The 12,217-nt window shown below is 59.6% G+C and carries 12 protein-coding genes; 6 read left to right on the top strand and 6 right to left on the bottom strand.

Annotated features, from left to right (window positions below; genetic code table 11):
- The first annotated feature begins 23 nt into the window (after positions 1-23).
- Positions 24-1,364, top strand: a complete 1,341-nt coding sequence (locus tag DKW72_RS04245) for a family 15 carbohydrate-binding domain-containing protein (protein WP_111641084.1) — start codon at positions 24-26, stop codon at positions 1,362-1,364.
- A gap of 71 nt (positions 1,365-1,435) precedes the next feature.
- On the opposite strand, the gene DKW72_RS04240 is transcribed toward DKW72_RS04245, so the two are convergent.
- Entirely contained in the window at positions 1,436-4,030 is a 2,595-nt protein-coding gene (locus tag DKW72_RS04240; RefSeq protein WP_111641083.1) for an efflux RND transporter permease subunit, read from the bottom strand.
- Positions 4,031-4,174: 144 nt separating this feature from the next.
- Between DKW72_RS04240 and ppa the strand changes: the two genes are divergently transcribed.
- The gene (gene ppa / locus DKW72_RS04235) at positions 4,175-4,705 is read left to right on the top strand and encodes an inorganic diphosphatase (RefSeq protein WP_111641082.1); all 531 of its coding nucleotides are present in this window, start codon (positions 4,175-4,177) and stop codon (positions 4,703-4,705) included.
- Positions 4,706-4,767: 62 nt separating this feature from the next.
- On the opposite strand, the gene DKW72_RS04230 is transcribed toward ppa, so the two are convergent.
- Genes DKW72_RS04230 through DKW72_RS04210 form a run of 5 tightly spaced genes read right to left on the bottom strand, consistent with a single transcriptional unit; the run spans position 4,768 to position 9,077 of the window.
- The gene (locus DKW72_RS04230) at positions 4,768-5,427 is read right to left on the bottom strand and encodes a hypothetical protein (protein WP_111641081.1); all 660 of its coding nucleotides are present in this window, start codon (positions 5,425-5,427) and stop codon (positions 4,768-4,770) included.
- Positions 5,428-5,430: 3 nt separating this feature from the next.
- A complete protein-coding gene (gene cysE, locus DKW72_RS04225; protein WP_111641080.1) occupies positions 5,431-6,246 on the bottom strand; it encodes a serine O-acetyltransferase in 816 nt (271 codons plus the stop codon).
- Entirely contained in the window at positions 6,239-6,964 is a 726-nt protein-coding gene (locus DKW72_RS04220; protein WP_111641079.1) for an HAD family hydrolase, read from the bottom strand. Before DKW72_RS04220 ends, cysE begins: the two co-directional genes overlap by 8 nt.
- Positions 6,965-6,972: 8 nt before the next feature.
- On the bottom strand, positions 6,973-8,340 hold the full coding sequence (locus DKW72_RS04215) for an MFS transporter (protein WP_111641078.1): 1,368 nt from the start codon (positions 8,338-8,340) through the stop codon (positions 6,973-6,975).
- Positions 8,337-9,077 carry a M15 family metallopeptidase gene (locus DKW72_RS04210; RefSeq protein ID WP_111641077.1) on the bottom strand — a complete coding sequence of 247 codons (741 nt, stop codon included), beginning with the start codon at positions 9,075-9,077 and terminating at the stop codon, positions 8,337-8,339. The genes DKW72_RS04215 and DKW72_RS04210 overlap by 4 nt, the downstream gene beginning before the upstream one ends.
- Before the next feature lie 169 nt (positions 9,078-9,246).
- On the opposite strand from DKW72_RS04210, the gene DKW72_RS04205 reads away from it, so the two are divergent.
- The 4 genes from DKW72_RS04205 to DKW72_RS04190 all read left to right on the top strand — a co-directional run bounded on the left by DKW72_RS04205 (position 9,247) and on the right by DKW72_RS04190 (position 12,169).
- Positions 9,247-9,534 (top strand): TfoX/Sxy family protein, encoded by a 288-nt coding sequence (locus DKW72_RS04205; protein ID WP_111641076.1) that lies wholly within the window; start codon positions 9,247-9,249, stop codon positions 9,532-9,534.
- Between the two features lie 347 nt (positions 9,535-9,881).
- Positions 9,882-10,769 (top strand): protease HtpX, encoded by an 888-nt coding sequence (htpX, locus tag DKW72_RS04200; RefSeq protein WP_111641075.1) that lies wholly within the window; start codon positions 9,882-9,884, stop codon positions 10,767-10,769.
- A gap of 25 nt (positions 10,770-10,794) precedes the next feature.
- A complete protein-coding gene (locus DKW72_RS04195) occupies positions 10,795-11,838 on the top strand; it encodes a S1C family serine protease (RefSeq protein WP_111641074.1) in 1,044 nt (347 codons plus the stop codon).
- Position 11,839: 1 nt separating this feature from the next.
- Positions 11,840-12,169, top strand: a complete 330-nt coding sequence (locus tag DKW72_RS04190; protein ID WP_111641073.1) for a Rieske (2Fe-2S) protein — start codon at positions 11,840-11,842, stop codon at positions 12,167-12,169.
- The last annotated feature ends 48 nt before the right edge of the window (positions 12,170-12,217 follow it).

The following is a 12,217-nucleotide window of genomic DNA, read 5'->3' as shown; positions in this document are numbered from 1 at the left end:
AACAATAAAGAGGGCAGTGCTTTATGTTTAACAAATTCTGGCTAACCAGTCTTTCGATGGCCGCCGCGCTGGTGCTCAGCGCCTGTGGCGGCAGCAACCTTAACCCGCCGGACACCAGTATTGATCATTCCCAGGAGCACGAAGAGCCTGAAAATGGCAACGGCAACGGGAATGGGAATGGAAACGAGAACGGCAACGGCAATGGTGGTGACAACGGCGATGACACCAGCGACGCGATGCACTTACCACTTGGCGACAGCGCCTGGACCAATAACGGATCCTCTGCCACGCTCAGCTATGATACCGAGAACGAGGTTCTGATCCTGACGCCCGACTTCACCCAGGAGGCTTGCCCACAAGACTGGGATGCCAACGCCCGCTGTGTGTTTGCGGCCAATTACAGCATGGACGGGCCTATTGATTTACGCGGTGCGACCTTGGTGTTCGAACTGGACATCGACCAAAGTATTCTTGACAACAACGGGCAGCCCGGCGGCATCATTCTGCAGGGTTATGGCCAGCAACAAGTAGCGCCGTGGGGCGGCTTCTGGGGTTGCGAGGTCTACAATCAGGACATCGACGCTTCACCCTACACCTACAGCTGCGAATTCCCGCTGGATAGCGACTCCCTCGTCTTCTCCACCGGCGGCGACACCGGCCAGGTGGGCCTGCAGGTGCTGCGCGGCGACGGCGCCGATGAAGGCGCCAACCCCGAAGGCCCCGTTGACAGCACGCTGGAAGGCAGCATCACCCTTCACGCCGCCCGACTCTACCTCGCTGACGACACCCCGGATGACAACGGCGGCGACAATGGCAACGGCAACGGTGACAATGGCAATGGTAATGGCGACAACGGCAACGGTAATGGCGACAACGGCAATGGCAATGGCGACAACGGCAATGGCAACGGCGGGGATGACGACGTCGACCTGAGCCTCGGTGTGACCGAAGGCTGGTCAGTCGAGGGCGAAGGGGCATCCGTGAGCTATTCAGAAGCCGGGGTCGTTTTCTCAGCCTCAGCCCATGATCACAGTACCCGCTACTTGATCGACGGCCCGGTTAATCTCGCAGGCGCAACGTTTACCGTCGTCTTTACCGCCGATGAAGACTACCGCGCGAGCGGTGCCAATGTGCAACCCATGGCACAGGAGCAATTTGGCGGTTGGACTGGCCACTGGGACTGCTGGATCAACAATGAGGACTTGACCGGCGCAGAGCAGACCTCCCAGTGCACCCTGGGAACCGGTGCGTTTGACATCGCAGAGGGAGAGCAGTTGGCCTTTATACTCGGCGCCAAACATGAAGGTGGCAACGTCGCGGGCACTCTGACGATTCACAGCGTGACCGTGAGTTTCGCTGAGTAACCCTTCCGGCCCCCGTTTCCGGGGGCTACACTCACCCGGCCCGCACCAACGCGTGCGGGCCGACCGGCAACCTAGTTGTCGGTCGGCCCCGCCGCACCAAACGGCTTGACCATCAACACCAGCTTCGGCAACAGCGTCAGCGACCCGAGAATCGCGGTCAGCATGGCGAAGGCCGTCAGCAGACCAAAATAGATCGACGGGATAAACTGCGACAGCGCCAGAATCGAAAAGCCCACGATAATGGTAATGGCGGTGTAGTACATGGCCCGACCAATGGAGGCGTGGGAACGGTGCATGGCCTCCACATAGCTGACACTGTCCGCCAACTCCTTACGGAACCGGTAGAGGTAGTGAATAGCGTGATCAACGCCCACCCCGACGGTAATCGCCGCAATGGTGATGGTCATCATATCCAGCGGCACCCCCACAATCCCCATGCCTCCCAACACCACGCCGGCGGCAAGCATATTGGGCAGAATGGCTATAATCGCTATGCTCATTGAGCGGAATAACACCAGAAACATCAACATGATGCCCACAAACACCGCACCCAGGGTGACGATCTGAGAATAGAACAGGCTCTGGAGCATGTTGTTGTAGAGCACCAGCATACCCGTGACCTGCACCTGATCCTCATTGAATCCCGCCTCTTCCACGGCAAAGGTTTTGATCTGCTCGACCAGCTCCGCCCGGCGCAGCTCCGGGTGGGTTTCCTTGATACGCATGCTGATGCGCGTCTGATGGTGTTCCTCAGACAGATAGGGCGCAATCAGGAAGTCCCGCACCTCTTCCGGGAGCGAGCGGCGCAACACATTGAGTTCAAAATTGTTCAGTCGACCGCCAGCAATATCTTGCGCCAGCTCCCGTACGATCGCCAGGGACTGCACCTTGCCCACTTCCGGCCGGGCTTCCAGGTAATCATGTAGGTGCGCGACTTCCTGCAATCCATAGAGGGTGAACCAGTAGCTGTCCGCCACAGTGGCGTCGTTGCCGTTTTCGTCCGCAAAAGGATCGTCGCCATCCGCAAAGGGGTCATCATCGCTGGCGAAAGGATCCTGATCGTCGCCGAAGGGGTCACCCTCAGGCTCTCCAAAGGGGTCATCTTCGCCGTACGCCGAATCGCTCAGACTAAAGCTGCCCGGCTCTTCCAGCACGGTCGAATCGGCATCGAGAATGATATCCAAATTGATCGTGCCACCGAGCTGTTGGTCGATCACCTTCAGGCCCTGATAGATCTCAGTGTCCTTATGGAAGTAATCGATAAACCGGTTTTCCACTTCCAGGCGGGTTACCCCCCACACGCTCACCAGCGCAGCCACCAGGGCGATCACCACCACCTTGCCACCATGGTGTTCGGCGATGCGGGAAAAATGCAAGGTAAAGGCACCGGAGTTGTCACCCTTGTCTTTGGGTTCACCTTTGGGCCAGAGCATCAAACCCGCAGGCAGAATCAGAAACGCAAGCACAAATGCCAGCGCAAGGCCAATGGTCATCATCCAACCGAAGTCGATCACCGGGCGGATATCGCTCACTACCAGGGACACAAAGGCGACCATCGTGGTCAACGCCGTGTACAAGCAAGGGCGTACCATAAAGCTCACGGTGGAGAGCACCAACTGCTCGCGACTCCAGTCCGGGTTCTGGGCATGGAACTCACGAAAACGCACCACCAGGTGAATGGTGAGTGCCAGGGTCATTATCAGCAGCAGGGCAACGAAGTTGGCGGAAATTACCGTCAGGCGCCAGTCGATCCAGCTCAACCAGCCGAGCATCAACACCACCGCCAGAACACAAGTACCCAAGGGCAGAACCACAAAGCGCCACTGGCGGAAGATGATCGCCAACATCACAATCACAAAAATAATGATGCCGGTGCCGAAAACCACCAGATCACTCTGGATAAAGGCGATCATATCGGCGGTAATCATGCTCGGGCCGCCCAGGAACACCTCCGCGCGGTCCTCGTAATTCACCAGAATGTCGCGCACTTCATAAACCCGGGCATGGGCGCGGGCGTTGGCCTCGGTCTGATAGGTACGGAACTCGGCGGTGACGTCCGCCAGACGCGCCTCCTCATCGGAATCCAGACCGTCCCGGCTGCGCTTCAGGCGCAGAGCATCGCGCTCACGCACCAGGTCGATATAGGTATTGTCCACGTCCAGGTTGAGCAGCAGCGCGGTGGTGCGACCATCAGGACTGAGCAGCATATCCCGATAAATAGGGCTGTTGAGAAATTCGTCCCGGGCCATGTCCCGATCGACGCCCTCGGTCTGCAGAGTGCGCACCCCATCCTGCTGCTCCGCCATCGGACGCATGGGACTGTAGAGTAGAGGCACATCCAGCAGGGAGTTGATGCTGGCAACACCGTCGACATCGGCCAACTCTTCCCGCAGTGCCGCCAGAGTCTCCAGGGATTCGTCGGAGAACATGTCGGTGTGCGGCGTGTAGGTCACCACCAGGAAATCGCCGCTCTGGTAGCGTTGGTTGATCTCGCGAAAGTAGTCCAGATCCTGATCGCTCTCCAGCGTCAGCGAGTCGGCCGAGGCGTCGAGCTTGAAGTTGGGCAGCCCCAAGGCCGCGACCAGAGTCAACAGGGCGATGCCCACCAGGGTCAGCACGGGGTGTTTGATGACCAGCCACTGGTACAGAGACAGAAAAACGCGCATGCACAAGCCTTAGGTTGCCGTTCGGATGAGGGTCTATTATGGCGGAGTGGGACGGACTTGCAAGCGCGGGGTGCGGCCCACAGCGCGCGCTTGTGGTAGAATCCCGAACCTTATTTCCACCCTCAACCCAACGGGAAGCTGCTTATGAGCCTGGACAAAGTACCCGCCGGTAAGAACCTGCCGGACGATCTCAACGTGATTATTGAAATCCCCATGGATGGCAAACCCATCAAATACGAAGTGGACAAGGACAGCGGCGCCATCATGGTAGACCGCCTGCTCGGCACCGCCATGCATTACCCCTGCAACTACGGCTATGTGCCTCACACCCTGTGCGGCGATGGCGACCCGGTCGACGTGCTGGTGGTTTTCCCCCACGCTCTGCCCCCGGGTGCCGTAATTCGCTGCCGCCCCATCGGTGTACTCAAGATGACCGACGAATCCGGTGAAGACGCCAAAGTCCTGGCCGTGCCGGTGGACAAGGTCACCACGCTTTACAGCAAGATTGAAAAAGCCACTGACCTGCCGGAAATTACTCTGAACCAGATCGAGCACTTTTTCGAGCGCTACAAGGATCTGGAAAAAGGCAAGTGGGTGAAAATTGAAGGCTGGGCCGGCCCGGAAGCCGCGCGTCAGGAAATCATCGACTCGGTCGAGCGCTACAAAAAAGGCTAAGCCTCGCTTCAGCCTCGCGCCCGGTGCCTTGCGCCGGGCGCTCTCCCCCCCGGCACTACCCATCAATCCGCCAACGAAATACCACTGATATCCACCTCGACCGGCTCGACTTTCTGTCGCTCCTCAGGCTTGAGTACGTCCTCGCCTACCTCAGCAATGTCCCAGTCCCCGGCCATCACCGTCGCTTCGGGTTCCGGCGCACGCTCTTCCGGGCGCAGCACATCACTGCCCGGCTCGGCGATATCCAACTCGGGAATCACCGGTGGCGGCAGATCATTCATCGGCAACTCTTCCGCATCCACCAGGTTACCTGTTTGAGGCTTGAGACTGATAGCGCTGGTATCCACGTGGACCGGTTGCAGGCGCGGCCGCTCCTCCGGACGCAGCAGCTCGCCCACGGGCGCCAAGTCCCATCCGTCCGTCGTGGCCGGACTGGCCGCCGGCGCAACCGGAGCTTTCGCCGCCGCCTGGGCGGGCGCCGATGGCTCGGACTGGGCTTTGACCTGTACCTGAATACCGGCCTGCTCCAGCACCTGGCGGTATTTCTGGGCAGCGGCCTGATCGAGATTGCGTTTGAGGGTGACCGGGCGTCCGGAGAAGAGCGCATCGATACGGGCGGCATCGGCTTTGAAGAGTTTCTGCAGGCGCGCTTTTACCTCAACAATGTTCTGGCCGAGAACCAGATCGCCGCGAAATACAATATCGTATCGGGTCTCACTCATGGCTTACTCCGGCGTCGAAGGAAATTCGTGATCCATGGTCAGGGCGGGCTCATCCACCCGTGGGCGCCCGACCACCCGGGCGGGCACCCCCACCACCGTGGAGTGCGCCGGGACCGACTCGAGCACCACACTGCCCGCGCCCACCACCGCGCCCTCGCCTACCTCAATATTACCCAAAATTTTAGCGCCGGTGCTAATCAGAACGCCGTGGCGGATTTTAGGGTGGCGATCACCACTGGTAAGTCCGGAGCCACCCAGGGTCACCGCATGCAGCAGGGATACATCGTTTTCGATAACTGCCGTTTCACCCACCACCACACCGGTGGCATGGTCAATCATAATACCGTCCCCGATGCGAGCGGCCGGATGAATATCGACGTCGAAGGCACGGGAGATTTGATTCTGTAAATAGAGCGCCAGGGTTTCACGCCCCTGGTCCCACAAGTGATGCGCAAAGCGATGGGCCTGGAGCGCGTGATAGCCCTTGAAAAACAGAAACGGCAGGGTGTAGCGATCGCAAGCCGGATCGCGGTCGCGGTAGGCGCGCATATCCCGGCACATGGCTTCAGCCAGCGCCGGTTCACGCACCATAGCCGCTTCAAATACTTCGCGAATCTGCATCGCGGGCACCGCATGACTGTCGAGTTTGTTGGCCAAATGGAAGCTGATTGCGGCCGCAAAATTGTCGTGATTGAGCAGACTGGCATGATAGAAGCTCGCCAACACCGGCTCGACCTGAGCCGCCGCCTGCGCCTCGGCGCGCAGCGCCCGCCAAACGCCGGCGACACTGATATCCTGGTACAGGGTCGGATCAACCATCGGCAATCTCCCGCACCGCGGTCGGCTTGTCCAGCCGCTCCAGCAGCTCGGGCATGGCGAAAAAGCATTCGGCGCCCAGCGCCTGCATTTCTCCCAAAAGCGGATTGGCGTTGCCATCGGGCTCGGGCGGACAAAAACCCAGCACCCGCATACCGGCCGCCTTCGCGGCGCGTACGCCGGTCACCGAGTCCTCAATGACCACCGATTGAGACGGCTCGACGCCGAGGCTGTGCGCAGCGAACAGGAACAGATCCGGCGCGGGCTTACCCTGGGCGACATCCTCGTAACTGAAAATACGCCCGTCAAAACGCGCCTGTAAACCGGTAGCACGCAGGGTCACAGCCATTTTTTCGTGTTTACCGTTGGAGGCCACGCAGTAAGGAATCCCGCGCGCTTCCAGCTCCTCAAGCACCGCCTCAACGCCGGGCACCGTATCCAGGTCGCGCTCGCACGCGCGCAGTGTTTCAGCCTGCATATGGCGCCAGAAACGCTGACCGCGCGCCAGCTGTTCATCGCTCAAGGGCGTCTGGTCATCAGCACCCGCCAGGTCCGCAGCCGCCATGCGCTCGCAATGGGGCACGGACTTACCGCGATAGCGCTCAATCACCTGTCCGGCACTCAGGGTAAAACCCTCGGCCGCCAAACACTCACTGAGCACCCGGGCAGAGATGATCTCGCTGTCCACGAGCACGCCATCACAGTCAAAAATCACCAACATGTTACCGCTTACCTCTTAGTACTAAGCACGCCGAAAAAGCGCGCAAAAAACCGCTGCCGAAACTCCGCTACCGCCACAAACAACAATGTCATCATCGCCAGATGCATCACGACGATCACAACAAACAGTTGGGGAATGGACAGCCCGATAACCCCCAGACCGACAACGCCAACCACCGACGCCAGCACCATAAAGATCGCGTTGATGACGTTGTTGGCCGCAATGATCTGGGCCCGATTATCATCGCGGCTACGGCTCTGCATCAGCGCCGCCAGAGGGATCATATAGAGGCCACCGGCAACGCCGAGCACAGTAACATCCACAACAATACGCCACCAGTACGCCAGTCCAAAGAGATCAGAAATCGCGTATAACTCGCCATCCGCGAGCGCGTGCGCACGCTCGAACGCGGCCCCGGACCAGGCCAGGTCGAGACCAAAGAGTGCCACCAGCAACGCCCCCAAAGGCACAATCGCGGGCTCGACGGTGCGCCGACTCAGCCGCTCACACAGGAGCGCGCCGACGCAGATACCCAGCAGAAACAGAATCAGCAACACGCTCACCACAGCCGGCGAACCGTAGAGCACACTGCGCGTAAAGTTGGGCAACTGGGTCAGGTATACCGAGCCCAAAAACCAGTACCAGGACGCGCCCATGATACTCCAGAACACCATCGGGTATTCCCGCGCGTAGCGCAGGGTACGCAGCGTCTGTGTAAAAATATTGTGCTGGAGCTGAACACCGGCATCCGCGGGAGGTGCATCAGGAATCCGGCAACTGGCGCGCCAGCCAATCCAGGCCACCAAGAGCGCGCCCGCTGCCACTACCCAGCGCCCACCGCTAAATTCCAGTGCCAGGGTGCCCGCGATCAGCCCCAAAAAAATCGCCAGCGAGGTGCCCGTATGAACCAAACCATTGGCGCCGGTGAGCTCGCGCGCAGACACATGCTGCGGCAGAATCGAGTATTTCAGGGGACTGAAACAGGCCGACTGGGTACCCGTCAGAAACAGCACCAGCATCAGGAGCCCAGGACTGTTCAACCAGAGGGCGATGGCCGCAAAGACCATGGTCAGAATTTCCGCCACTTTGATACGGCGAATAATCAGGGCTTTTTCGTACTTGTCCGCGTACTGTCCCATCAGCGGAGCAAACAGGAAAAACGGGATAATCAGGGTGGCCGCCACCAGATTATTGATCACGTTGACATCGAGCCCCCAGCGTTCGATGCCGCCGTAAGTAAAAAGAATCAACAACGCGCTTTTATAGAAATTGTCGTTAAAAGCACCGCCAAACTGGGCGATAAAAAAGGGCAGGAAGCGGCGCTCGCGCAATAACGCAAACTGACTCGGGGCGGCGTTTTTTTCCGCTTGTGTCATGGTCCGACCTCGGTGCGTAGTCCGGCCGCTGAAGAATGCACGAAGCGACGCATGATCGCCGACAGGTGCGTCAGTATCTGGGGCTTAAGTGCCAGGTCGGCGCTCGCTACCTGACGTTCAACCAATGTCTCGGTGAGCACCGTCTCCAACGGCTCTGCCAAGGGTGCGAAACTCAGATGCCAGGGCTCCGGCGACACCCCACCCGTGTCCTCACTGTAGGGACGGTAAAAGCCGGGGTTATCCACTGACGCCAGGTACTCACTCAGCCAGTGGTGAAAGTCGGCCAGAGGTCCTCCAGGAGCGCACTCCGCTCGGGTCAACTGCAACACGTAGCCTTCGGGCAGGTGACTGCATTCATAGACATCGATGTCCGTCCCCCAGTGGTGACGAGACGTGCCGGGCAGCGCTGACCAGCGCAAAATCGCCCAGAGCTTCTGCTCATCATCCAGAGTTTCGGGGTCGAGTGGCCGCTCGCGCGGGTCGAGAATAGGTCGCTCGCCGCGTGCCTTGGCGTTCCAGATCGCAGCCTGCTGCGCAAAACCGCGGAAGCCACTGGCCACGCCCAACGTGAAGCCCGCCCTCACCGCCGCGGCATTGAGTTGCGCCAAAGGGGCCAGCAGTGCCTGCTGAATCCGGTTGCGTCCGTCCGGCAGAGTCACCAAGCCCGTCTCTTCGAGCCCCAATGCCCGACGCGCCAGGCTGTTTTCTTGCATCTCGTGAACCTCGTCACTTGCCATAATGCCTCGAGCAGGTATTATAACTGAGCGCTATAACCAAAGCCTTGGCCGTTAGCGCATCCAGCACAGCCAGTACCTGCTCCGCAGCATGCTCATGCCCCAAGGGTAAACCAGAAAGTACTGCTGTCACCACTATAAGATAATGATAAGTAATAAAGGGAGAGTGGCCATGTCCGTCAACCGCAGTGAGCTCCTAGGGCTCAAAAATCTCGGTATCGCATCTGTCAACATCATCAATGCCGTGGGCATCCACACCCGCGAAGAACTTGCGCACTTCGGCGCCGTAGAAGTCTACTGTCGTATCGTCGCGCGTGATATCAATGTTTCCAAGGTCATGCTCTACGCCCTGCACGGGGCACTGGTCGACCGCCACTGGAGCGAACTGTCCACCGAGGTCAAAGACCGATTGGTGCGCGAAGCCCAGGCGGCACTGGCCACCGACTCCCTCGTTTCCTGAGCCGCTCTCAAAAAACAGGGAAGACTGTTGACAACCTCAATAGATAATGATTATCATTAACAAATCCCGAGAAGGCCTATCTCCCCGACTCGGGATGAAGTGAACGCGGCACCCGCAAAGTCTGCCGCCGGATCTTCACCTGTCAGTCTGCGGATCGGCTAACCCCGCAGACTCGGCTAATCACGGTTGCTTGGGCCACCTTCGGGTGGCCATCTTTTCCCACCGAAACGGTCTTTGCTCCCCCCGACCTTGAAATTTCCCGAATCGACACGCATATAAAGCGCAATCTTTGCGGTCTATCATTGGCAGCAATTTCCGCTTTCCGTGTTCAAGGAGTACACCCAACCATGCGTATCGGCCTGTTTTTACTGACCAATCTGGCAGTCTTGGTGGTCGCCAGTATTACTCTCAACCTTCTAGGGGTAGGGCGCTACCTGGATGAAACCGGTGGCCTGAACCTCCAACATCTGTTGATTTTTTGCGCCGTATTCGGTTTCGCGGGTTCGTTCATCTCCCTGTTCCTGTCCAAAACGCTGGCCAAGCGGGGCACCGGCACCCAGGTGATCAAGCAGCCCCGCTCCGCCGACGAGCAGTGGCTGGTATCGACCGTTGAGGATCTGGCCCGTCAGGCCGGCATCAAGACGCCCGAAGTGGGCATCTTCCCGGCACAGCAGGCCAACGCCTTTGCCACCGGTTGGAACCGTAACGCGGCGCTGGTGGCCGTCAGTCAGGGCATGCTTCAGCGCTTTGATCGCGATGAGGTGCGCGCGGTCATGGCCCACGAAATCGGCCACGTGGCCAACGGTGACATGATCACCCTGAGCCTGATTCAGGGGGTGGTAAACACCTTTGTCATGTTTTTTGCCCGCATCGTGGGCCACACGGTGGACCGGGTGATCTTCAAGACCGAGCGCGGCCACGGCATCGGTTTTTATATCGTCACCTTTATTACCGAGATGATCCTGGCATTCCTGGCCTCAATGATTGTGATGGCCTTCTCTCGCTACCGCGAATACCGGGCCGACGTCGCCGGTGCCCAATTGGCCGGTCGCGGCGCCATGATCCGCGCCCTGCAACGCCTGCAGGCCGAAGTCAACGCCGGTGTCGAAAGCCCCATGCCCGATACCATGAAGGCCTTCGGTATCAGCGGCGGCTTCAAACAGAAATTTGGCAAGCTGTTCGCCAGCCACCCGCCGCTTCAGGAGCGTATCGACGCCCTCAGCCGTATGGCCTGATCCCACTTCCCTGACTGGAGAGGTTATGAGCCCGCTGCGCACCCTGCTGTTGTTTTGCCTGGCGTTACTGGCGTCGCCCGCGACCGCCGTGGACTTTGCCACGGACGACGAGCGCAATACCATTCAGGTGTTCGAGCATGCCCGTCCGAGCGTGGTCTATGTCACCAACCAGCAGCTGGTGCGCGACCCTCGCTCCTGGGATCTGATGACGGTGCCCCGGGGCGCCAGCACCGGCTTTATCTGGAATGAGGCAGGCTATATTGTCACCAATTTCCATGTGATCGAGAACGCCCGTCAGATCATGATCACCCTGCCGGATCAGCGCAGTGTGCCCGCCGAAGTGGTCGGGCTGGCACCGGACACCGATCTGGCGGTCCTCAAAATCGATCCCGATGGCACGGATTTACAGCCATTGCACCGGGGCGACTCCAGCCGCCTGTCAGTCGGCCGAAAGGTGCTCGCGATCGGGAATCCCTTCGGCCTGGATGCCACCTTGACGGTGGGTGTCGTCAGCGCTCTGGGTCGGGAGATTCAGGCACCCAACCGGCGCACCATCCGCAACGTCATTCAGACCGACGCCGCCATCAACCCGGGCAACTCCGGTGGCCCGCTGCTCAACTCCAGCGGCGAGCTGGTGGGTGTCAACACCATGATTTATAGCCCGAGCGGCGCCAACGCCGGTATCGGTTTCGCCATCCCGGTCAATACGGTCAAGGAAATCGTCCCGCAACTGATCGAGCATGGGCGGCTGGTGCGGCCGATCATCGGGATTGATATCGGACCCGATCAATGGGCCCGCCAGGCAGGTATTCAGGGGGTACCCATTCTTCGCGTCGCCCCCGATCTGCCCGCCGCGCGCGCCGGCCTCGAAGGCGCCCGACGCAACCGCTGGGGTTCAGTCATTCTCGGGGACGTCATCATCGGCATCGACAACCACACAACCCGCAACTACGATGAGCTGATGACTGCTCTGGAAAAATACCAGCCCGGTGACGAGGTCACTGTTCACTATGTGCGCGGCCAACGGGCGCGCACCACCCCACTGACACTGGCGGCACCGCAGAACTGATATGAGCGAACTGGATCTTGGCCCGGCTGCGGCCATCCCCGAAGGCGGCAGCAAGGGCTATCACAGTGGCAGCGAACTGTTGTTTGCCGTCAAAAAGGGCGGCGAAATTTATCTGTATCGCAACAGTTGCCCCCACGTAGGCATTCCTTTGGAGTGGGTGCCGGACCGGTTTCTCGACCCCAGCGGCGCCCTGATTCAATGCGCCAATCACGGGGCGCAATTTACTATTGAGGACGGCCACTGCGTCGCCGGTCCCTGTCGGGGTCAGGCACTGGAGGCCATAGCTTACACCCTGCGCGACGGGCATCTGTTTGCCCAGATCGACGTATAACACTGCCACACCTTCATACACTGATCGCAACCCAAGTGAGGCGCGACC

The organism is Marinimicrobium alkaliphilum, assembly GCF_003259155.1.
Taxonomy (GTDB): domain Bacteria; phylum Pseudomonadota; class Gammaproteobacteria; order Pseudomonadales; family Cellvibrionaceae; genus Marinimicrobium_A; species Marinimicrobium_A alkaliphilum.
Note: the sequence above shows the minus strand (reverse complement) of the source record. Positions and strands in the feature narration are given on the sequence as shown.